Source organism: Brooklawnia cerclae (assembly GCF_011758645.1).
GTDB lineage: Bacteria > Actinomycetota > Actinomycetes > Propionibacteriales > Propionibacteriaceae > Brooklawnia > Brooklawnia cerclae.
In genome coordinates this window covers 179,707-201,416 of record NZ_JAAMOZ010000004.1, presented here as the reverse complement: position 1 = coordinate 201,416, position 21,710 = coordinate 179,707, and the positions used below count along the sequence as shown (strand labels likewise).

At 67.8% G+C, this 21,710-nt stretch carries 17 protein-coding genes; 6 read left to right on the top strand and 11 right to left on the bottom strand.

The window, feature by feature from the left end:
- The first annotated feature begins 8 nt into the window (after positions 1-8).
- The 3 genes from FB473_RS16705 to FB473_RS16695 are packed head-to-tail and all read left to right on the top strand — an operon-like array spanning position 9 to position 2,169.
- The gene (locus tag FB473_RS16705) at positions 9-695 is read left to right on the top strand and encodes a hypothetical protein (RefSeq protein WP_167171645.1); all 687 of its coding nucleotides are present in this window, start codon (positions 9-11) and stop codon (positions 693-695) included.
- Between the two features lie 20 nt (positions 696-715).
- Positions 716-1,474: an aspartate/glutamate racemase family protein gene (locus FB473_RS16700; protein ID WP_167171642.1), complete on the top strand. Its 759-nt coding sequence runs from the start codon at positions 716-718 to the stop codon at positions 1,472-1,474.
- Positions 1,471-2,169 carry an AroM family protein gene (locus FB473_RS16695; protein WP_167171633.1) on the top strand — a complete coding sequence of 233 codons (699 nt, stop codon included), beginning with the start codon at positions 1,471-1,473 and terminating at the stop codon, positions 2,167-2,169. Before FB473_RS16700 ends, FB473_RS16695 begins: the two co-directional genes overlap by 4 nt.
- 78 nt (positions 2,170-2,247) lie before the next feature.
- On the opposite strand, the gene FB473_RS16690 is transcribed toward FB473_RS16695, so the two are convergent.
- From FB473_RS16690 to FB473_RS16645, 10 genes are all read right to left on the bottom strand, one after another.
- Positions 2,248-3,141: a DUF1684 domain-containing protein gene (locus FB473_RS16690; protein ID WP_167171630.1), complete on the bottom strand. Its 894-nt coding sequence runs from the start codon at positions 3,139-3,141 to the stop codon at positions 2,248-2,250.
- Positions 3,142-3,202: 61 nt separating this feature from the next.
- Positions 3,203-4,618 (bottom strand): amidase, encoded by a 1,416-nt coding sequence (locus FB473_RS16685; RefSeq protein ID WP_167171627.1) that lies wholly within the window; start codon positions 4,616-4,618, stop codon positions 3,203-3,205.
- 2 nt (positions 4,619-4,620) lie between these two features.
- The gene (locus tag FB473_RS16680; protein WP_167171624.1) at positions 4,621-7,482 is read right to left on the bottom strand and encodes a DMSO/selenate family reductase complex A subunit; all 2,862 of its coding nucleotides are present in this window, start codon (positions 7,480-7,482) and stop codon (positions 4,621-4,623) included.
- Positions 7,479-9,197, bottom strand: a complete 1,719-nt coding sequence (locus FB473_RS16675) for a dipeptide ABC transporter ATP-binding protein (protein ID WP_167171621.1) — start codon at positions 9,195-9,197, stop codon at positions 7,479-7,481. The genes FB473_RS16680 and FB473_RS16675 overlap by 4 nt, the downstream gene beginning before the upstream one ends.
- The gene (locus tag FB473_RS16670) at positions 9,194-10,126 is read right to left on the bottom strand and encodes an ABC transporter permease (RefSeq protein ID WP_167171617.1); all 933 of its coding nucleotides are present in this window, start codon (positions 10,124-10,126) and stop codon (positions 9,194-9,196) included. Before FB473_RS16670 ends, FB473_RS16675 begins: the two co-directional genes overlap by 4 nt.
- A complete protein-coding gene (locus FB473_RS16665) occupies positions 10,126-11,082 on the bottom strand; it encodes an ABC transporter permease (protein ID WP_208390882.1) in 957 nt (318 codons plus the stop codon). Before FB473_RS16665 ends, FB473_RS16670 begins: the two co-directional genes overlap by 1 nt.
- A gap of 85 nt (positions 11,083-11,167) precedes the next feature.
- On the bottom strand, positions 11,168-12,838 hold the full coding sequence (locus FB473_RS16660) for an ABC transporter substrate-binding protein (RefSeq protein WP_167171614.1): 1,671 nt from the start codon (positions 12,836-12,838) through the stop codon (positions 11,168-11,170).
- 7 nt (positions 12,839-12,845) lie between these two features.
- Complete coding sequence (locus FB473_RS16655) at positions 12,846-13,727, bottom strand: DUF1684 domain-containing protein (protein WP_167171610.1); 882 nt, start codon at positions 13,725-13,727, stop codon at positions 12,846-12,848.
- A gap of 60 nt (positions 13,728-13,787) precedes the next feature.
- A complete protein-coding gene (locus tag FB473_RS16650; protein ID WP_167171607.1) occupies positions 13,788-15,587 on the bottom strand; it encodes a hydantoinase B/oxoprolinase family protein in 1,800 nt (599 codons plus the stop codon).
- Entirely contained in the window at positions 15,584-17,689 is a 2,106-nt protein-coding gene (locus FB473_RS16645) for a hydantoinase/oxoprolinase family protein (RefSeq protein WP_167171604.1), read from the bottom strand. The genes FB473_RS16650 and FB473_RS16645 overlap by 4 nt, the downstream gene beginning before the upstream one ends.
- A 430-nt stretch (positions 17,690-18,119) precedes the next feature.
- Here FB473_RS16645 and FB473_RS16640 point away from each other — a divergent pair, with 430 nt between their 5' ends.
- From FB473_RS16640 to FB473_RS16630, 3 genes are all read left to right on the top strand, one after another.
- A complete protein-coding gene (locus FB473_RS16640; RefSeq protein ID WP_167171600.1) occupies positions 18,120-19,064 on the top strand; it encodes a LysR substrate-binding domain-containing protein in 945 nt (314 codons plus the stop codon).
- Between the two features lie 333 nt (positions 19,065-19,397).
- Positions 19,398-20,288, top strand: a complete 891-nt coding sequence (locus FB473_RS16635) for a ParA family protein (protein ID WP_243864090.1) — start codon at positions 19,398-19,400, stop codon at positions 20,286-20,288.
- On the top strand, positions 20,285-21,241 hold the full coding sequence (locus tag FB473_RS16630; RefSeq protein ID WP_167171597.1) for a ParB/RepB/Spo0J family partition protein: 957 nt from the start codon (positions 20,285-20,287) through the stop codon (positions 21,239-21,241). Before FB473_RS16635 ends, FB473_RS16630 begins: the two co-directional genes overlap by 4 nt.
- Positions 21,242-21,324: 83 nt before the next feature.
- Here FB473_RS16630 and trxA read toward each other — a convergent pair whose 3' ends face one another.
- Entirely contained in the window at positions 21,325-21,645 is a 321-nt protein-coding gene (trxA, locus tag FB473_RS16625; protein WP_167171593.1) for a thioredoxin, read from the bottom strand.
- Positions 21,646-21,710 lie beyond the last annotated feature (65 nt).

The following is a 21,710-nucleotide window of genomic DNA, read 5'->3' as shown; positions in this document are numbered from 1 at the left end:
ACGAGACCATGACCACACGAGGACCCTTCCACCTGGCGTGGAGACTCGGGTCCAGGTCAACCCCCGCGGTCGGTTCCACGCTGCCCGCCGGCCGCCTTCGGCAGGCACAGGCGATGCAGCGTCGCGATCGGCTCGCCCGGCTCGTGAAGGTCACCCAACTCGCCGAGGACGCCACGCTCGACTTCCTGGTGCTCGATCTGGACGACTTCGACCGGTCGGCTCTGACGGGATACCTGGGTGCCCAGTACCACCACGTCGGGTTCGCCTGCGATGCGCGGGCAGCCGGCTCGTCCGTACTGTTCACCGACAGGCTTGTGCCCCTGGCCGAGGGTGATGACGACGGGCCGGTGACCGCCACCGACGTGGTCGTCTGGGCAGATCCGGCCGCGGCCTCGCGCCAGGCGTCCAGGCCGCGGCCGCGCCTCGGGGCCTGGCGCTGGGGCAAGGTCTTCCTCGAACTCACGGTGTCGCGCTGGTCGGGTGCCGACGCCGGAGCCGACGCTGCTGACCTGCTCACGGAGATCGCGGTGGACACGGATGTGGACGGCTTCCTCCTTGGTCTCCCGCCGTCGTCGGACGCGCTCGACCTGGCTGCGAGTTTTGCCCAGCACACCGTTCCCGAGTTGCGTCGCAGGGGTCTGGTCCGGCAGGAGTACCGGCACCACCACGCCCTGGAGACCCTCAACGAGTTCTGACAGCGACAGGAAGCATCGCGATGACGACCATCGACAACATGCCCGGCAGCGCTGAGCTGTTCGGCGGCGCCCGGACGCTCGGTGTACTCGATCTCGACTGGATCGCGCGGGTGTGGGTCGGCCCAGACGACACGCCTGTACCGGCCGGCGCCGTCACGGAACGTGCGATCGCGCCGCTGACGAGCTTCTCCGCTCTCCAGCGAGGTGATCAGTGGGCCCGGGAGGCTGTCGCGGACGCGGCGGACGAACTCGGGGACCGCGGCGTCGATCTGGTGAGCGGCAGCTGCGGCTTCCTCGCCCAGTTCCAGCAGGAGATCGCCGAGCACAGTGGCGTTCCCACGCTGTCGTCCGCGCTGCTCGTCCTGCCGCTCGTCCGGCGCATCGTCCCTCCCGACCGGGAGATCGCCGTCCTCACGGCGTGCTCGTCCGACATCGATGAACGGATGCTCGCGCCCGTCGGCGCCTGGGGCCTTCCCGGGATCGTGGTCAAGGGCCTGGAGGACAAGGAGCACTTCCACAGCGTCATCCACAATCTTCAGACCGTGATGGATCAGAACCGGATCCGGGCCGAACTTCACGCCGCCGTCCGTGAGTTGCTCGACGACCACCCGGCTGTGGGCGCGCTGGTGTTCGAGTGCACCTGCTTCCCCGCGCATGCCCAGTACATACGCGAGACCTTCTCCCTGCCCGTGTTCGATCTTCCTCTGCTGATCGACTTCGTGCTGCGTGCTCTCGACGGCTTCCCGGGTGCGTCCGGCACGCAGGGGGAGAAGGCGTGACCCGCGGGCTGGGGCTCGTCCTCATCGGATGGTCCGACCGTCCGGACGTGATCGCGCGGATTCGGGAGGCACTGCTGCCCGTGAACGCCCGGATCGTGTGCCGCGGCGCTCTCGACGGCCTCGACGGGCCGGCCGTGGAGCGGCTCGCACCAAAGGACGACGCGGACACGCTCATCGCATTCGTTCCCCCGAGCGAGCGGGGGCACCTTCCCGACGAGTCCGGAAGGAAGATCTCCAAGACCTATGTCGAGGCCCGGGCGGCCGAGTTGATCGGCGGACTCCAGGCAGAGGGCTGCGACGTCACGACTCTCTTCTGCGCCGCGGACTTTCCCGGCGTCACCTCGCCAGGCCTGGTGGTCCTGCCCGCGCATCTGGTCGGGGCCACTGTCGACTCCGTCCTGCCGACGGGGCGCCTCGGTGTCCTCGTGCCTCTGGCGGAACAGCGCGAGCATTTCCGCGAACGCTGGTCGGCCCCGGGACGCGAAGTCGTCACGGTGCCGTTGCTGCCCAACGCGGACGAGTCTCACGTGGCCGCGGCCATCGCGGAGATGAGGTCGGCCGCTCCCACGTTGGTGCTCATGGATTGCCTCGACTACGACGAGGAGATCGCCGAACGAGTACGGGCAGATTGTGGGGTGCCCGTCCTGTGGTCTTTCTCGATCGTCGCGCAGATGCTCAGGGAACTCCTCCGTTAGGACACGCCGCCGGACGACCTGGGCCTCACGCGGGCCGCCCGCTCGGCTCGTTGTCTGTGCCCAGCGACCCCCGGGCCGTTACCCCTTGTAGGTCGCTACCCGCTCGAAGCTGACCGGGGGAACGTACTCGCCGGCCGTCACCCGGAAGGGGAGTCTGTTGCCCGCGGGCGTGACGGGGCACGCGACAAAGGTCGACAGGGAGCAGGGGAAGGACACCGCGCGATTGAAGTCGAGTTCGGTGATCTCGTCGAGCCTTTCAGGATCGAGCTCGATGAGCCGACCACCTCCGTACGTCTCTCTCCCGTTGGTCAGGTCGCCGATGTGGACGTAGACCGAATTGCTGAAATAGCCGGTGTCCAGGCTTCCTGCACGGTGGCCGAACACGCCGAGGTCGAACCTGCGACCGTTCAGGCGAAGCCCGATGCTGCCGATCGCGAAGTTCGTCTCGTAGATGCCGTCCTCCACGGTGGGCACGTCGTGCGAACGGATCTCGGCGGCCAGGAAAGTGGCGGGGACGATCCACTCCTCGCTCAACGGGAACGTCTCGATGTCGGCGAAGCCCTTCCGGGCCGCCTCGCGTGGATCCCTCACCCGAACCGCGTGGATCTTCTCGCCCTGGGCGTTCACCCGCGTGATCGTCTCGACCTCGAGGTCCTTGTAGAAGAGAGGGACGCTCGAGCCGGTGCCCGAGTTGCTGTTGTACCCGTGCGGAATGTGGATCGGGGTACGCGCCTCCTTGCCGTCGACGGTCAGGAGATCCCCGTGCGCCGTGCGCTCCTCGTCGGGATAGTAGTAGATGTCCTCGTCCCGGAGCAGCCACTGCCCGGGAACGAACTCGGAGGTGAAGGGCTCCGCCTCGGTCAGCCAGTCCTGGCTCACGACCGACAACCAGCCGTAGGGGCGATTCAGGTCCTTTATCCGGTTGTCGTGCCACTCCTGCCAGCCTGTGACATATCGCTGCGAAAGCGCCATTTCCTTGTCTCCGATCGCTGTGCTCCTGCTGTGATGTGCCTGTGCTTCCGGGGCGAGTGCCTCAGGGGACGAACGCCGCCGGGAATCGCGCCTCCCAGTGGTATTCGGCCTCCAGCGCCGACGCGAGGCGCATCAGTTCCCCGTCGGAACCGCGATCGCCGACCAGTTGGACGCCTATCGGCATCCCCTCGGAGTCGACGTGCGTCGGCAACGAGATGGCGGGCAGGCCCACGGTGTTCACCCAACCGGTGAAGGCGAGATAGGGGGAGAACGCCCGCACGTGGTCGAGCGAGTCGTTGGCAGCCCGCAACGTCTCGCCCACCTCGGGAGCTCTCGCGGCAAGGGTCGGGCTCACCAGCACATCGAAGTCCCTCCGCCAGTGGGAGGCGATCCGGCGCGAGGCGGCCTGTACCCGTTCGGACGCCCTGGCGTAGTCGACGAGCGTGTATTCCTCGTAGCTGTCCCACAGCGCTCGGAGGAACGGCTGGAGGCGGTCCGGCCAGGTCACCGGGGACATGCGTAACGACGTCGCGTCCAGGACGGCGCGTAGCCCGAGCACCTCGTCGTACTCCAGGAACGCCGGCCCCAACTCGTGCACGTCGGCGCCCAGTGCGGCGAGTGTCCGGGCGACGTCCCGGGCCGCGGCAGCGACCTGGGGATCGACGACGACCCCCGACAGGGGGGACCGGACCAGAAGGCCGACCCGCAGCCCCGCGAGAGGAGGATCCGGGGTGCCCGGGGAACCGGGATCGGCACCGTGCCGGGCAGGAGCGTCCCCGAAAGCCTCGAAGAGTGCCCGGGTGTCCCTGACGGTGCGCGTCAGGAACCCGGGGACCACGTTGACGACTCCCTGCCGTCCACCCGGCAGGCGTCCCGGTGTCGCAGTGAGCCCGACCAGGCCCGTGGCCGCCGCCGGCATCCTGATGGAACCACCCGAGTCCGTGCCGGTGGCCATGGGAACCAGCCCTGCGGCAACGGCGGCTGCCGAGCCCCCGCTGGATCCGGCGGGGCTGCGCTCGGGGTTCCAGGGGTTGCGGGTGATGCCGTGGAGCGGGCTCTCGGTGACCGGAGCGATACCGAGTTCGGGGGAGGCGGTGCGTCCCATGAAGACGAAGCCCTGGGCGCGCAGGCCGGCGGCAAAGGGATCGTCCCGTGTCGCCACACTCGACTCGACGGCCAGCGAGGCGCGCCGGGAGGGCTGGCCACGCACCTCGTGGAGGTCCTTCAGACCGATCGGCAGACCGGTGAACGGGGGGTACTCGCGTCCTCGTGTGCGAAGGCCTTCGGCGCGGCGCAACTCTCGCGCGGTCGCCTCCTCGTCCCGGTGGACGAAAGCGCCCAGGAGGGGGTCGTACCGGTCGATCCGGCTCGCGTAGAAGTCGTGAACCTCTCGGAGCGAGACCCGCCCGGAGTCCAGCAACCGGCCCAGCTCGACGAGCCCGACGCCCGGGACCAGACCGGCATCATCCACGCCCATGGTCAGGCCCTGCGGATCGCGACGAGATTGGAATGCTGGGGATTCCCCTTCGCCAGGGGAGTCGGCCTCTGGGTCGCGAGGGTGTTGATGTTTCCCCGCGTGTCGACGCCGCGGGCGTCCGGGCGGTACCAGGCACCCTGGGCGAGCCCGACGACGCCCCGCATGATGCGGGTGGTCACCATGACCCGCACGCGGATGGTCCCACGATCGTTGAACACCTCGGCCTCTTCCTCGTCGTGAACCCCGATCACCGCGGCATCGGCCGGGTGCATCCACAGCCTGTGCGGTTCGAGTCGTTCCAGCCGGGGGCTGGTGTCCAGCGTCGAATGCGTCCTGCGTTTCGTGTGCCAGCCGATGAGTTGGTAGGGGAACCGCTGGACGGCCTCGTCCTGGGGCCCTTCGAAACTGGGCACGTATTTGGGGATGGCGGGGATCTCCCGAGGGTTCCCGAGCGCTTGGAGTGCGGGTGAGAAGATCTCGATCTTGCCGCTCGGTGTCGGGAACCGGTGATGCTCGAAGTCCTCGATCTGTTCCCTGAAGGCGACGTACGACCTGGTGGAAGCGTGTTTGAACAGCCCCATCGTCCGGAAGGACGCGTAGTCGGGCAGGTCGGGCTCGCTCAGCCGAGCTTTCTCGTAGGAGTCCCGGAGTCGTTCGGGCAGCGTCTTGCCGCCGTCGGTGAACTCGTCATGGACGCCCAGTTCGCGAGCCACCTCGGCGAGCCAGTCGTACTCGAACCTCGACTCGAAGACCGGCTCGACGCACTTGGTGGAGGCGATGAGATAGTCGCCGGGACGCCACGGGGTTCCGATGTTGTCCGACTCGAAGATGGACGCTCCGGGCAGGACGATGTCGCTGAAGAGCGCGCTGGGGGTCATGAAGAGGTCGGAGGTGACGATCAGCTCGCATGCGCTGTCGTCCCGCAGGATTCTGGCGGTCTCGTTGATGTCGGCATGCTGGTTGATCAGCGTGTTGCCCGCGAGGTTGACGATGAGCTTGATCGGGGTCTCCAGCCGGTCGACCCCCTGGACGCCGTCGTGCGTGCTGGTCATGGCGGAGCCGTCGGTGATCGCGCGCGTCCACAGGAACACCGGGATCTTCCCGGGGTAGGGGTTCTGCTGTGCGCCGATCGGCGGCGGGGTGGCGTGGGTCCGGGTGCCACCGACACCCGCGGCCGTCCCGCCGGGTATGCCGATGTTGCCCGTCAGACAGGGCAGGACGAAGCTCGAGCGGACGGTCTGCTCCCCGTTGCCGTGGCGCTGCGGCCCCAGCCCCTGAAGGAGCGCGGCCGGCTTCGAGGTCGCATACAGCCGCGCCAGCCATTCGATCGTCGCCGCCGGGACGCCCGTGATGGGCTCGGCCCAGGCGGGGGTCTTGGCGATGCCGTCGCGCCTGCCGTACAGGTAGGACAGGTAGTCCTCCTCGCCCTCGTAGCCGGCCGGCATGTGAGCCGCGTCGAAGCCCATGCAGTACGTGTCCATGAACGCCTGGTCGTGGAGACCCTCGGAGACGATGGTGTGGGCCATGGCGTCGGCCAGGGCACTGTCGGTCGTCGGGCGCAGGGGGATCCAGTGGTCGGCGAGCTCTCGCGCCGAGTCGCTCATCCGGGGATCGACGGCGACGATGATCGTGCCGGCGTCGTGGGCTCGGCGCAGCCACTGGCTCGTTCCGGTGCCGTAGCCGGTCTCGACCGGATTGTGGCCCCACAGGATGATGAGTTTCGAGTTCGGATAGTCGTCGGGTGTGTTCCCGGACAGTCCCGTGCCGTAGGTGTATTTCGTCGCGAAGGCGGTGCATGCGGCGCTGTAGGAGTTGTAGGAGCCGAGATGACCCCCGTCGAGGGCGAGCAGCCCCTGGGCCATGAGGCTGCCCCTGGCCACCGCGCTCTGACCGGTGGCGTAGTTCACGTAGCGAGCCGCGGGACCGTACTCCTCCCTGATGCGCCGCGTCCCGGAGGCGATGAGCGAGACCGCCTCGTCCCATGAGATCCGCTCGAACCTTCCCTCCCCCCGCGCGCCCACTCGCCTGAGCGGGTAGCGCAGCCGTTGCCCGGACAGGAACGTGTTGTGGTAGTCGAAGTCGATCGCGATGTTCGGCAGCGCGGTCGGGTCGTCCGCCTGGTCGCCGGGCTCGACCCCGAGCACGCATCCGTGCCGGGTCAGCACTCTGATGGGATTGCGGAAGCCGCCGTTGTTCAGACCGCAGGCCATGGTGATGCGCACGGGCGCTTCCCACCCGCCCTCGGCCGCGACGAAACCGTCGGCGACCTCCGACCGGCCCGCACGGTCGTCGCCCGGGGAGTCACGGAGCGAGGCGGCAGCGTCGACGGCGAGAGCCATGGCCGTGGCCAGGGCCCGATACCGAGGCAGCACGGTGTGGTCGGTGAGTGCGCTCGTGAAGCGCCGGGTGAACGGCCGGAGATGGCCGGCCACGAAGTCATGGGCTCCGCCGTGCTCCAGCAGGTGCGCGGCGAACAGGGCCTCGATCCCCCAGTGGTCGCCCGGCTGTCCGAAGGCGGGATCGGGGACGAGCCCTCGGCGGTGATAAGCACCCAGAACCCTTTCGGTGCGGCGCCCCAGCAGCCTGGGTTCGTCACCCTCGTCGGTCAGGTAGCACGACTCCCACAGCTCCAGGCAGGGAAACCTGGTGCCGAAGAACAGGGCCTCGTGCTCGGCCGCCAGACAGTCGGCGTCCTCGGTCGTGACGCCGACGGCCGGATCGTTGTCGTCCACGACCAGACCGCCCGCGGTCAGTGCGGCCCAGCACCCGGCCCACGACGTCTGCTCGAACGGTGTCAGCACGAACCGTCCCAGTAGGCGCAACGCGCGTGCCACGCACGCGCGGCTGATCGTCGGCTCGCTCATCGTCCCGCGGCCAGGCCGAGCGCGGGAAGGTCGGGGGGTGCCGCGGCGAGCAGCTCCTTGGTGTAGGGCGTGCGAGGGTCGTCGAAGACCTCGGCGAGGCTACCGGATTCGACAAGGACCCCTTTGCTCATGACGGCGACCTCGTGGGCCAGCTGGGCGACGACGGCGAGGTCGTGGGAGACGAACAGGTACGCCACCCCGAGGTCGTCCTGCAGCTCCCGGAGCAGATCGAGGATCTGGGCCTGGACCGAGACGTCGAGAGCGGAGACCGGCTCGTCGAGGCAGACCAGATCGGGTTTGAGGACGAGGGCTCGTGCGATGGCGGCGCGCTGGAGCTGACCGCCGGACAGCTCGTGGGGATGCCTGTCGAGCACCGAGGTCGGCAGGGCGACGCGATCGAGGAACTCCAGGACGATCGCGCGCTGCGTCCGCCGGTCACCGACGTCGTGGCACACGAGTGGCTCGCAGATCGATTCCATGATCGTGAACTTGGGATCCATCGCCGAGTGCGGGTTCTGCTGGATGAGCTGGAAGCGTGTTCGCAGCGGTCGCAGGTGCTTCTCCGGCAACGAGGTGATGTCGGTGCCCGCGAACGTCACCGAGCCCGAGTCCGCTCGTTCCAGGCCGGCCGCGATCCGCAGCGTGGTGCTCTTGCCCGAGCCCGACTCTCCCACCAGCCCGAAAGTGCGCCCCGCGTCGACGCGCAACGACACGTCGTCCAGTGCGTGGATCACGTTCTGCGAGTGCCCGGGGGGCGTGCGCCGGAACTTGTCGCGCAGACCGGCCGTCCATCCGGTGCCGCTCGTCCGGAACACCTTCGAGACGTTGTCGAACCGGAGGAGCGGGGACCCGACCGGTTCGGTCCCCCGGGACGCGGCATCCCGGGGACGGACGCGGTCGGCGATGGCGAGCCTCGGAACCGACGAGATCAGCTGCCTGGTGTACGCCTCCCGCGGCGCGGACAGGATCTGATCGGACGGACCCTCCTCCACCACCCGGCCGTCCTGCATGACGAGGATCCGGCTGGCGCGTTCGGCGGCGACCCCGAGGTCGTGGGTGACCAGGAGCAGGGTGAACTCACCGTCGCGCACCAGGGTGTCCAGGTGGTCGAGAATCCGCTTCTGCACGGTGACGTCCAACGCGCTGGTCGGCTCGTCCGCGAGGATCAGCCGGGGCCCTCCCGCCAGCGCGAGTGCGATCAGGACTCGTTGGCGCAAGCCACCCGACAACTGGTGGGGGTACTGGCGGATGCGCAGCTCGGGATTGTCGATGGCCGCGCTGCGCATCAGGGCGAGGGACGCCTCGGCCACGCGCGGGGAGTCACGGGTTCCGTGGAGGCGCACGGCCTCGTTCAGCTGGGCGCCCACCGTGAGCGTCGGGTCGAGTCCGAGCGCGGGATCCTGCGGGATGAATCCGACCACCGATCCGCGGAGCCTGCACCACTGGCGGTCGGAGGCCATGGTGACCTCCTCGTCCTCGATGAGGATGTGCCCGCTCTCCAGCGTCGCGTTCGCCGGGAGCAGGCCGAGCAGGGCGTTGACGAGCGTCGACTTGCCGGACCCCGATTCCCCGACGACGGCAAGAGTTTCCCCTCGTCGCAGCCGGAAGGACACGCCGCGGGTCGCCGGAATGCGTCGTCTCGACCGGGTCTGGTACGAGATCCCCAGATTCCGGACCTCCAGCAGGACGTCGTCGGCGAGGTTCTCGGCGGTCATCGGCTGCTCCGTTCGAAGAACTTTCCGAGTGTGTGGGTGGACAGCACCACCAGGACGACGAAGAATCCCGGCAGTAGCGAGACCCATGGGGCGGTCATCAGGTATTCACGCCCCTCCGAGATCAGCGTCCCCCATTCGGCCAGCGGCGGCTGGGCGCCGAACCCGAGGAAGCTCAGCGCCGCCACGGCCATGATCGACTTGCCGAACTCGAGGACGGCGAGGCTGGCGACGGGTTCCCAGGAGTTGGGGAGGATGTGCCTGAACAGGACGCGACCCCATGAGGCCCCCGACGTCCTCGCGGCATCGATGTAGGGCAGCGTCCGGACGCGCAGCACCTCGGCCCGCGTCGTGCGGGCGAAGATGGGGACCATCGACACGCCGATGGCGGTCGCGATCGGCAGCGTCCCGAACCCCAGCGTCGTGATGATCACCAGCGACAGCAACAGGCCCGGAATCGCGAGGAAGACGTCGATCGCGCGCATGAGGATGCTGTCGAGCAGACCGCCCGCGAAACCTGCCAGGACGCCGGTCAGCAGGCCGACCACGAGCGCGATGCCGACCGCCAGGAGCGCGGCCTTGAGGGTGAGGCTCGAGGCGTGGATGACGCGCGAGTAGAGGTCGCGTCCGAGGGCGTCCGTGCCGAACCAGTGCTCCGCGCCGGGTGGCCGGAGCCGATCGATCGGGGCGGTCAGATACGGGTCCTGGGTCGCGAACAGTTGCGGTGCGACCGCTGTCAGGAGGACGAGGGCGAGGAACGTCCCGGCGACGATGATGTCCAGATGCCTGACCACGCGGCGGGCACCGGCGGGACGCCTGGCCACCTCGCCGGCGACGGGGCTGCCCGCGCCGTCGGGGCTCCCGCCCACGGCCCCGGGTTCCGGGCTCGCCACTTCGTCGCCCGGCGCGTCACCGAGAGTTCGAACCGACATCAGGCGCTCCTCGTCTCGACCGAGATCCTCTTGTCCAGCAGGGGATAGAGAAGGTCCACCAACAGGTTGATCAGCACGAACACCGCGGACGCCAGCACCACGATGCCCTGCACGACCGGCACGTCCTGGTTGAGGACGGCCTGCTGCACGAGTTGCCCGATGCCGTTGCGGGTGAAGACCGTCTCGACCACGATCGAGGCGGTCACGGTCTCGCCGAAGAGCAGGCCCAACGTGGTGAGTGCCGGTAGGCAGGCGTTGCGCAGCGCGTGCCTGAACTGGGCCTGCCCCCTGGACAGCCCGATGGCCCGGGCGGTCACCATGTGCGGCTGTGCGAGCACGTTCTGCAGCCCCTTGTCGAGCACCTGTGCCAGCACGGCGCTGGGGCCCACGGACATCGTCAACGCGGGGAGCGCGAGCGTCCGCCACGTCCGGTCGTCCCCCATCGAGGGAAACCATCCGAGGTCGAAGGAGAACACCTGGATGAGCAACAGGCCGACCCAGAAGGAGGGAACGGAAACGCCGAGAGCCGGTAGGCGGCGCAGCACCCATTTGAGGGGCGGCCATTGGACGACGTTCGCCAGGTAGGCGATCGACACCCCGAAGACGACGACCAGCACGAGGGCGAAGAGGCTGAGCTGGATGGTCCCGGTGGCCTTCTCCGCGATCAGCGGGAGGACGGGCACCTGGCGGACGAACGACGTGCCGAAGTCGCCCCGGAGGCTACCCAGGAGGAGCGAGAAGTAGAGCCCGACCGGGCCTCGGTCGAGGCCGTACCGCTGTTTCAGCACGGCGATCTCGTCGGGCGAGAGGGACGCGATGTCCATGTCCTGCTTGGCGACGATGATCTCCAGGGGATCGCCCGGGATCACCCACAGGATCGCGAAGACGAGCGTGTAGGCGGCCCAGACGACGAGGAACATCTGGAGCACTCTCTTCAGTACGTACTGTGCCGACAAGCTGACATCAGTCCTTCCCAGGTTGTGGTAGGCCCGTGGCACGCGCCACGGGCCCACCCTTGTCACATGTCCGACGACCGTCCGGTCACTCGTCCAGCCAGACGTTGTAGAAGTTGCCGAGGGTGTCGATGTTCAGTTCCAGCCCGTGGACGTTCGAGGCCACCGCGATGTCCTGGTCACGGTCGTAGAGCGGGATGACGAACAGGTTGTCGACGATGTAGTCCTGCAACTCGGCGTAGATCTCCTCGCGCTTGGTCTCGTCGAGTTCCGCGATGCCTTCGGCGAAGTACTGCGACAGCTGCGCCTGCTCGTCGTCGGTGGTGGCGTACTCGCCGAACTTCCCGTACGGGCCGGAGGGGTCGAGTGCGCGGATCAGCGAGCCCGCGTCGCCGCTGCCGCCGTGGAACGACTGGTAGAGGTCGAAGTCACCCGACGCGAGGGTGCTGAGCGTCTCGCTCACCTGCCGTACGTCGATGACCAGGTCGATGCCGACCTCCTTGAGCTGCGCCTGCAACAGCGAGGGAGCCGTCACGTTGTCGCTCCACACCGGGAGGACGAGCGAGAGTTTCTGGCCGTCCTTGTAGCGGTAGCCGTCGTCTCCCAGCGCCCAGCCGGCCTCGTCGAGGAGGCTGTTGGCCTCGTCGAGATTCTGGGTGAAGGCGTCGGGGTAGTGCTTGACGAATTTCGTGCTGCTCGTGTAGATGCTGTCGGCCACCGGGTAGTCGTCCCCGAACAGGGTGTGTGCGTAGGACTCGCGGTCGATCGCCCGGTTGACGGCCTCCCTCACCTTGATGTCCGACAGGGGCCGTCCCTCGCTCGCGTTGGGGTGCAGGATGAACACCGACGACCGGATGGGCGTGCGGATGATCGATCCCCCGGAGGCCTCGACCACGTCGATGTTCTCCTGGGACAACGGCGTCTGGGTCTGCCACGAGACGTCGAGCTGACCACTCGTCAGAGCGCCGATGCGGACGGAGTCCTCGGGCACGTAGGTGACCTCGATGGCGTCCAGGTAGGCGTCCCCGGTGTTCGAGTTGACCGCCGAACCCCCGGCGTACCCGTCACGCCGGACGAGCCTGGCCGACTCGCTGCCCACGTATTCCTCGAGCACGAACGGCCCGGTGCCGTAGTTCGCCTCGCCCGTGCACAACTGTTCGTCGGTGGCCTGGTACGACTCCGGGGCGAGGATCGCGAGCAGGGTGGTCGAGGTCGACTGCAGGAACTGCGCGTCCTTCTTCGAGAGGGTCAGTTCGACGGTGTACTCGTCGACGACCTCGACGCTCTGCAGGCTCGTGATGAAGGAGTTGCCCCAGTTGGAGGGGTTGCGTTGCGCGTAGTCGAGATCCCAGTCGAAGGCGGTCTTGACGGCGGCGGCGTCGAATTTCTCCCCGTTGGAGAACGTCACGTCGTCGCGCAGGGCGAAGGTGTACTGGAGCCCGTCGTCGCTGAGTTCCCAGCTCTTCGCGAGGAGCGGGATGATCTCGCCGGTGTCGGGGTCCTCCTCGGTCAGGGATTCCGCGTATGCGCGGATGGTCCCGCGAGTATGGGTGTCGCGGCCCTGGAAGGGATCGACGCACGCGGAGTCGACGATGGACGCGGCGTACGAGATCCTCAGTGTGCCGCCCTGCCGGGGCGTACCATCGGAACTCGCCGTGGAGCTGTCGCTCGAGCCTCCCGTGCCACACGCGGTGAGCGCCAGGGACAGCCCGAGTGCGGCGCTTATCGCGAACTTGGCTCGGGGGATTCGGTGGTTCATTCTTTCCTCACTTCGACGGTTGCTTGGAATAGGTCTGGATCCGGTCGACCCGGGTGCGTGGAGCCTTCTCGCCTGCGGTGACCCGCAGGGCAAGCCGGTTCGTCGCCGGGGGGAGGGGGCAGGTGACGTAGTTGGTGAAGGCGCACGGGAAACTGACCGCACGATTGAGGTCGAGCGCCGTGAGGTGGTCGAGGTCGCCCGCGGCGAACGTGACGATCCGGCCGGCGCCGTAGGTCTCGGTGCCGTTGGTCTGGTCGGTGAAGTGCACATAGCCGACGAGCGCGCCGGCGGCGTCACGCCTGCCGGAGACGGTGAGCTCGTGGTCGGCACCGGCGATACGCACCCGCAGGGTGCCGACGACGCTGCTCGCCTCGTACACGCCGTCCTCGACCGTCGGGGCGTCGAAGGGCACCAGTCCCGACGGTTCGAAGGACGCCGGGACGATCCACTCCTCGTCCGGCGGGAACGCGTCCAGGTCGTCCAGGCGCCGCCGGGCGGCCTCCTGCGGGTCGCGCACCCGCACGGCGTAGATGGTCCGGCCCAGGGAGTTCTTGCGGACGATGACCTCGATGGCCAGCTCGCCGTAGGCGATCGGGACGCTCGAGCCGTGCCCGGCGTTCTTGTTGCGGCCGAGGGGAATCGGGATGCGTTCGAGTGCGGGCACACCGTCCACCAGCACGTGGGGGTCGAGGGCCGTCTCGGGGGGCAGATACCAGATCGTCCCGTCCGACAGCAGCCACTGCCCGGGCACCCCTGGAGCTGACAAGGGGATACCTTCCTCAAGCCAGTCCTGGCTCACCAGCGACAGCCAGCCATGACGGCTGTTGAGGTCGTCCTTCCTGGCTGTGTGCCATTGTTCCCAGGTCTGTGCGTAGCCTTCCTGGCCCATGTGTCTCCTCGAGAAGATGCGGTTGATCGGGGGAGGGACGAAGGGGTGCGTCCCGTGGTCTCAGGCCTGACGGCCGAGCGCGGCGCCACGGTCGAAGACCCAGTCGGCGGCGCCGCGAATCCTGGCCAAGTCCTGTCGGGTCGCGGCTGTCGCATCGGCGTCCACCGCTCCGTCGTCGTCGAGGACCACGCCGTAGCTGGACCGCGCCGCCTCGCGGCTGACCTTGCGATCGTGGACGTCGCGGGCCACGGCCTCGGGATCACGTTCCAGAGGGTCGCCGTAGCCTCCGCCGCCGGCCGTGGAACACTCCATCCGGTCGCCCTTCTTCAGCATGAAGCGCTTCCTGGAGGGGATCCGTGTGACCTGTCCCTCGGCCGTGGTGACGATCGTCTCCCAGCTGGCGCCCGGTTCGCCGCCGTAGAGTCCCCAGGGTTGGGTGGCGAACCGATCACCGCGGTGCGAGATCTCCGTGGTGTCGTCGAGCACCTCGAACTCCTTGACGAGCCCGGTCCCGCCGCGGTACTTGCCGGCGCCGCCACCGTCGGTGCGCAGCTCAAGCCGGTGGACCCTGACGGGATAGTTGAGCTCGAGGGCCTCCACGGGAGTGTTCAGCATGTTGGTCGTGTCGCATTCGACGTAGTCGACGCCATCTTTGGTCGGTCGGGCGCCCATTCCTGCGGCGAACAACTCCAGGTACACGTAGGCACCGCCGTCCGGGCGGCGGCCGGCGAAGGTCACGCCTTCCATGCCGCCCGAGGACGCGCGGAGGCGCTCCGGGATGACGCGCATGAGTGAGCCGAAGGCGGTGTCGACGGCTCGCAGCACGGTCATCGTCCGTGAGTTGAGGGCGGCGGGGTGCTCGGGATTGAGGATGGTTCCCTTGGGTACCTTGACGGTGAGTGGCCGGTAGCAGCCCGCGTTGTTGGGAACCCCTTCCCCGTAGAGGCAGTGGGCCACGTAGTAGCAGCAGGAGATCGCCCCCGAGATCGCACTGTTCGCCGCTCCCCGGAGCTGGGGGTCGGTGCCCTCGAAGTCGAAGGTCATCTCCGACCCCGCCACGGTGACCGTGCAGGCGATCTTCCGCCTGATGTCGAGATCGATCCCGTCACTGTCGAGGAAGTCCTCGAAGCTGTACACACCGTCGGGAATCTCGCTGATGCGTGCGCGAGCCTGGGTCTCGGCCCGGTCGTTCAGTTCGGCGAGATACGACTGGACGGTCTCCAGACCGTAGTCACGGACGGTTTCGAGGAAGCGGCGCCGTCCGACGTCACCGGCGGCGAGTTCGGCGCGGAAGTCGCCCATGGTCTTGTCGGGGAGGCGGATGTTCTTCAGGATGATGTTGAGGATCTCCCGGTTCCACTCACCACGATGGATGAGCCGGGTGGGCGGCAGGATGAGCCCCTCCTGGAAGATCTCGGTGGAGTCCGGGGGCAGGCTCCCGAGGGTCATCCCGCCGAAGTCCTGCTGGTGGGCGATGACCGCGGACAGCGCGACGGTGCGTCCCTCGTGGATGATCGGGACGACGATCGCCACGTCGGGGATGTGGGTGCCGCCCTCGTACGGGTCGTTGAAGCAGTAGGCGTCGCCCTCGTCCATGGTGTCGGCGGGGAAGTCGCGCAGGATGCGCGCGACCGAGGAGTTCAGGATCCCGAGGTTGGCGGGCAGGGCGTTGGCGTGGGCGATGAGGCCGCCGTCGGCGTCGAAGATCGCCACACCGCAGTCACCGCCCTCCTTGATGATCGTGGAGAAGGCGGAGCGGATCATCGCGGCCTGCATCTCGTCGGCGATGATCTCCATGCGGTTCCGCAGCACTTCGAGGGTGATCGGGTCGAAACGCGTGGCTGTGGTGACCGTGCTCATCTCACCAGCTCCTTCTGGGTCTCGTCGAGGAGGTTCCTGACCGGGACGCCGGGTGTCTCTGCGGTCATGATGATCGTTCCGTCCGGATGGACGCGGGCGAGGAAGCCCGGGTAGACGACGGTGGTGGTGTCGAGTTGGTCGATGATCGCGGGGCCGTACAGGGCGACGTCCACCGGGGCCTTGAGGCGGTCGAAGACCGGGGTGCGCACACCGTCGGGGTACTCCGGGTAGAAGCGGGCGATGCGGTGGTGTTTGAGTGCTTCGTCCCAGGAGCCCGTCCCCTCGTGGGGAGAGGTCGCCGGTTTGGGCAGAGGACTCCAGTGCACCGTGCGGACGCTCACGATCTCGGTGGGCGCGTCCTCGGCGGCCTGGCCGTAGACCTGGCGATGGCGGGCGTGGAAGTCCTCGACGAGTTGCCCGACGGTGGACCCGTCGATCGGCCCGCGCAGGTCGACGTTGAGCTCGTAGGACTGGCCGACGTAGCGCAGGTCGGCGGTGCGCGTGATGCGTACCTGGTCAGCGGCGACGCGTTCCTCGGCGAGTTGGCGTGAGCCCAGTTCGTCGAGGTGGTCGTAGGCCGCACGCAGGTCGTCCGGTGCGGTGTCGGCCGCTGTGCGATTGAAGGACAGGGCGTTGTCGTGCTCGATGTTGGCCACCAGGATGCCGAGCGCGGACAGGACGCCCGGGGTCGGCGGGACGATGACGGTCTGGATGGACAGCAGCCGGGCCACCAGGCCACCGTGTACGGCACCACCTCCGCCGGCGACCACGAGGGCGAACTCCCGTGGGTCGTAGCCCCGGTTGACCGTCCAGAGCCGGATCTCCTCGGCCATGTTCGCGTTGGTGATGGCATGGATGGCCCAGGCGACCTCCTCGGCGGGCAGACCGAGGGAGGCCCCGAGCGTGTCGAGGGCACGGTGCGAGGCCTCCACGTCGATGGGCACCTGCCCGTCACCGAAGTTGGACGCGTCGAGCCAGCCCAGGACGAGACTCGCGTCGGTGACGGTGGGCTCGGTGCCGCCCCGGCCGTAGGCGACGGGTCCGGGCTGGGCGCCCGCCGATTGTGGGCCGACGTGGAGCCCGTTGGTCGGGTCGAGCCAGGCGATCGAGCCGCCGCCGGCGCCGATCGAACTGCAGTCGATCATGGGGAGCCGCACGGGATAGTCGGCGATCTTGCCTTCCGTCGTGGTCGGGATCCTGCTGTTCCGGACGACGGCGATGTCCGCCGATGTGCCGCCCACATCGAGGCTGATGATGTTGGGATGCCCGACGCGGCTCGCGACCCAGTGGGCGCCGCGGACGCCGCCCGCCGGCCCGGACACGAGCGTGCGAGCCGGGGTGTGCACGATCGACCGGAATCCGGCGATGCCGCCGCGGGATTGCATGATGTCGAGGTCGACGCGCAGGCCGGCGTCCCTCAGGCCGGCGTTCACCTGCTCGACGTGGCGTTGCATCACGGGCTTCAGGTACGCGTCGAGGGCGGTCACGCACAGCCGCTCGTACTCGCGGAAGACCGGGTCGACGTCGGACGAGATGGACACCGCCAGGCCCGGGTATTCCTCGTTGACGATCTCGCGGATCCGCTGCTCGTGGGAAGGGTTCAGGAAGCTGAACAGGCAGCACACCGCGATGGCCTCGACGTGCTCGTTGTCCACGAGGTCGCGTACGGTCCGGCGAACCTGCTCCTCGTCCAAGGCGACGAGTTCCTCACCGGTGGCCGAGATCCGCTCGACGATGCCGCGCCTGCGATGCCGGGGGGCGATGAACACCGGGGTGGGGGTGTCGATGAAGAGGTCGTAGAGACGGGGGCGCTTCTGGCGCCCGATCTCGAGGACGTCCTCGAAGCCCTTGGTCGCCAGGACGGCGGTGATGGCACCGCGGTGCTCGATGACCGCATTGAGCCCGACGGTCGTCCCGAGGGCGACGCGCGTGATCTGCTCGGGGGATACCTGGGCCTTGCGCAGGACGGTCTCGACCGCGTTGACGATGTCGGCCGTGTAGTCGTCCGGACGCGAGACGACCTTTGATATCGTCAGGCCCCGCTCCGGGTCGGCCAGAACGATGTCCGTGAAGGTCCCACCCACGTCGACGCTTATGATCATCTGGTTCCGTGTCCTCGCTCATTGCCCGTCGCACGGTGTTTCTGCCCTATGGCTCGTCGCATGCGGACGCTGCGCGTTTCGCGATGGCCATCTGTTTTTCTAATGAGAGAGCACCGTAGTTATTAATTGTGCTTGCGAGTATATGCATCCCATGCGATATGGGCTAGCTCCATTACCACTACGCGGGAACTTGCGCCGGTGCTTCGGATATCTCGCACGGTCGGACCGGCTCGCTTGGCGCTCCGGTCCGACGGGGAAAGGACTCGGATCTCCCGTTCGCGCGGTGTCAGGCGTTGTCACAGGCTCTCGTCGTGGTAGCGACCGCTGCCCGCCGTGACATGGCATCATGGAGCGCAAGTGAATCGGGGCTCCCATCCGCACCACGAGGGAACCCGCGAGCGCATTGCGACCGAAGTGGGACGGGTGGGCAGTGACCAGCAGCCAGGACGACGAACCGGAGCCGACCTCACAACGGCATGAGATCGCGCCCGACAAGCGGCTCAGCTATTTCGTCACACTGGTGGAGGAACGGAGTTTCAGCGCGGCCGCCCAGCGATGTGGCATTTCCCAGTCGGCGCTCAGTCAACAGATTCGTAAGCTCGAGCACGAGCTCGGGGCGGAGTTCATCGACCGCAGCGTGCAGCCGTTCGAGTTGACCGCGACGGGTCACGGTGTCTATGTGCGCGCCCGGGAGATCCTCGAGGGGTATCGGTCGATCACATCGTTCGTCAGCGAAGCCGCGGCGGGAACCGTCGGGGAAGTACGGGTGGGGCTCGTGCCCTCCCTGCTGCACCTCGGGACGGTCCCTGTGAAGCTGCACCGTTATCGTAGGCATTTCCCGGGCGTCCGAGTGACGATGCATCGCCTTGACCATGGCGACGGCGTCCGGGCACTTCTGGACAGGCGCCTCGATGTTCTGTTCACCTACTCGCAGGTACCGGTGAACCGGTTGAAGGGAACCGTCGTCTGTCACGAGCCCTACGTGATAGCGCTGCAGTCCGGTGATCCTCGCGCCGACGCCGACACGATCGCCTTGCGGGAACTCAAGGATCAAACCTTCATCACCTTCACGCGCGAGACCTACTCCGACAGCCAGGACGACCTCATCCTCGCTGCGCGACGCGTCGGCTTCTCTCCTCTCGTCGACGATGTCTACGCGTCGTTTGTCGAGCACACCGGTTTCGTGGCCGCTGGGCTCGGCGTGGCGCTCGTCCCCCGGTCGCTGTCGAGATATCCGGTCGAGGGTGTGTCGTTCGTGCCGCTTGCGGACGAGTCGCTCGAACTCTCGACTCGTATGTACTGGCGCCCCGACGCCAACGAGCCGTCGGTGCTGTCCTTCCTCAGGCAGATGGTGGAACTCTTCGAGGCCGATTGAGGTGAATGGCACCCTGGGCGCGTGTCGTGCCCGGGGCCGAGGGGTAGGTGGCCCGCCTGGCGACCCGCCGGCCGGGATTGGAGTCCGTGGACGTGCTGAACGGACTCGTTTCACGTGAAACGGCGGCTCGTCCGACGCCTCGAGGCCGCCGACCTGGCGTGACATCGCGCATGATGAGGGCCCGTACCGACCTATCCGGATCGGGCAGGCATGGCGTACGCCTCGGTGTGGAGTGATCGACTAACGTCGGTGTTCGAAGCGGGCGTGATGACGTGCGAATCCGATTGCGCGCTGGTGAACGACGACGGTGACAGACGAGAGGGATACGACCCGATGCAGGTGGGCGAACAGGTTGCGGTCGTTTCACGTGAAACGACCGTCGAGGAACTCCCCGGCCCGGTGGCGACGAGGGTCATCGTCATCGCGAACCAGAAGGGGGGCGTCGGCAAGACCACCACGGCGGTGAACATAGCCGCGGCGCTCGCGTTGGGAGGGTTGAGCGTCCTGCTCGTCGACCTCGACCCGCAGGGGAACGCGAGCACGGCGCTGGGCGTCGAGCACCGCACAGGCGTCCGGGGCACCTACGAGGTGCTTCTCCAGCAGCTCCCGATCGCCGAGGTCGTCCAGCCCTCGCCGGAGTCGGAGAACCTGCGCGTGGTGCCGGCCACCATCGACCTGGCGGGTGCCGAGATCGAGTTGGTCCCGCTCGTGGCGCGCGAGCAGCGTCTGAAGAAGGCCATCCGCAAGTACCTCGCCGATCACCCCACGGACTACGTGATCTTCGACTGCCCGCCGTCCCTCGGGCTCTTGACTCTCAACGCGCTGGTCGCTGCGTCCGAGATCCTGATCCCGATCCAGTGCGAGTACTACGCGCTCGAAGGGGTGACCCAGCTCATGCGGACGATCTCCCTTGTCCGGGAGGAGTTGAACCGCGACCTGGAACTGAGCACCGTGCTGCTCACGATGTACGACGCGCGGACGAAGCTGTCGTCCCAGGTCGGAGAGGAAGTTCGCGCCCACTTCCCGGACCAGACACTGGTCACGCTCATCCCGCGTTCCGTGAGGCTCAGTGAGGCGCCGAGCTACGGATGCACCGCGCTGACCTACGATCCGATGTCGGTAGGTTCTCGCGCCTACGTCAAGGCGGCGGTCGAGATCGCGCGCAGGGGGGCGCAGATCGACCCGAATGACGAATACCTGCCGCGGAGAGGGGAGTCCGAATGAGCCCGCAACGACCCGGCGGTCTGGGGAGAGGCCTCGGTGAGCTCTTTCAGCGCACCGACCTGGAAGCTGTGGAAACCTCCCAGCGCCAGGTTCCTTCCGATCAGCAGGCGTCCGCCCCGATGGAGGACGGTTCGTGGTTCGCCGAGATTCCGGTCGCCGACATCGTCCCCAATCCGGACCAGCCGCGGAAGACCTTCGACGAGGACGCGCTGCAGGAGCTGGCCGACAGCGTGCGGGACGTCGGCCTGCTGCAGCCCGTCGTGGTGCGCCGGCGGGGAGACGGATACGAACTCATCATGGGCGAGCGGCGTTGGCGCGCGCACCAGCTGGCCGGGCTGGAGAAGATCCCGGCGATCGTCCGTGCGACCGATGACGGCGACATGCTGCGGGACGCGCTGCTGGAGAACCTGCACCGTTCACAGCTGAACCCGCTGGAAGAGGCGGCCGCCTATCGGCAGCTCCTCGACGACTTCGGATGCACCAAGGAGGAGCTGGCCACACGCGTCCAGCGGTCGCGTCCGCACATCTCCAACACGCTGCGCCTGCTCAACCTGCCCTCGCCGGTGCAACGCCGCGTGGCGGCCGGCGTGCTGTCGGCGGGACACGCGCGTGCGATCCTCATGCTGGACGATCCGCTCGACCAGGAGAGGCTGGCCCAGCGGATCGTCGCCGAGGGCATGTCGGTACGCGCCGCCGAGGAAGCCGTGACGCTGATGGTCCGGGCATCCGAATCGGGTCGCCCGGATCGCGCCGGAGGCTCCGGTGACCGGCGGAAGCGTGAGGTTCCTGAGGACGTCCGGGTGGCGGCGACGACACTGGCCGACCGGCTCGACACCCGGGTGCAGGTGAGCGTCGGTTCCCGTAAGGGAAAGCTGACCATCGAGTTCGCCGACAGACATGATCTCGAACGGATCCTGGCGATCCTGAGTCCCGAGGACGCCGCAAGACTCTGAGACGAGCGTCCGGACGCATGGCGTGTGGACGAACGAACGCCGGGCCCGGTGCGATGACCGGACCCGGCGTTCGTTTGCCGTGCTCAGAGAACCGATTCGATGGCTTTCACCAGGGCAGCCTTGGTCTTGCCGCCCTGGAGTGCGCTGACGACCTCGCCGTTCACGAAGAACTGTAGGGTCGGCAGCGCCATCACGCCCTGTTTCATCGGGACGTCGGGATTCGTGTTGGTGTCGAGCTTCGCGAAGACCATGCGGTCGCCGTAGGTCTCGGAGAGCTCGTCCACGATCGGGCTGAGCTGCTTGCACGGGGAACACCAGTCGGCCCAGTAGTCGACGAGCACTGGTTTGGTGGCCTTCAGAACTTCCTGCTCGAAGGTCGTGTCGGTGACCTCGATCACAGCCATGGGGTTCTCCTCTCTCATCTGCCCCATACGACGGGTGTGGGACAACGCCGCACTATGCTACGGCT

Coding starts and splice junctions, on each gene's coding strand:
- FB473_RS16705 (WP_167171645.1), top strand. CDS start 9: ATGACCACACGAGGACCCTTCCACCTGGCGTGGAGACTCGGGTCCAGG.
- FB473_RS16700 (WP_167171642.1), top strand. CDS start 716: ATGACGACCATCGACAACATGCCCGGCAGCGCTGAGCTGTTCGGCGGC.
- FB473_RS16690 (WP_167171630.1), bottom strand. CDS start 3,141: ATGGCGCTTTCGCAGCGATATGTCACAGGCTGGCAGGAGTGGCACGAC.
- FB473_RS16685 (WP_167171627.1), bottom strand. CDS start 4,618: ATGGGCGTGGATGATGCCGGTCTGGTCCCGGGCGTCGGGCTCGTCGAG.
- FB473_RS16680 (WP_167171624.1), bottom strand. CDS start 7,482: ATGAGCGAGCCGACGATCAGCCGCGCGTGCGTGGCACGCGCGTTGCGC.
- FB473_RS16675 (WP_167171621.1), bottom strand. CDS start 9,197: ATGACCGCCGAGAACCTCGCCGACGACGTCCTGCTGGAGGTCCGGAAT.
- FB473_RS16670 (WP_167171617.1), bottom strand. CDS start 10,126: ATGTCGGTTCGAACTCTCGGTGACGCGCCGGGCGACGAAGTGGCGAGC.
- FB473_RS16660 (WP_167171614.1), bottom strand. CDS start 12,838: ATGAACCACCGAATCCCCCGAGCCAAGTTCGCGATAAGCGCCGCACTC.
- FB473_RS16655 (WP_167171610.1), bottom strand. CDS start 13,727: ATGGGCCAGGAAGGCTACGCACAGACCTGGGAACAATGGCACACAGCC.
- FB473_RS16650 (WP_167171607.1), bottom strand. CDS start 15,587: ATGAGCACGGTCACCACAGCCACGCGTTTCGACCCGATCACCCTCGAA.
- FB473_RS16645 (WP_167171604.1), bottom strand. CDS start 17,689: ATGATCATAAGCGTCGACGTGGGTGGGACCTTCACGGACATCGTTCTG.
- FB473_RS16635 (WP_243864090.1), top strand. CDS start 19,398: ATGCAGGTGGGCGAACAGGTTGCGGTCGTTTCACGTGAAACGACCGTC.
- FB473_RS16630 (WP_167171597.1), top strand. CDS start 20,285: ATGAGCCCGCAACGACCCGGCGGTCTGGGGAGAGGCCTCGGTGAGCTC.
- trxA (WP_167171593.1), bottom strand. CDS start 21,645: ATGGCTGTGATCGAGGTCACCGACACGACCTTCGAGCAGGAAGTTCTG.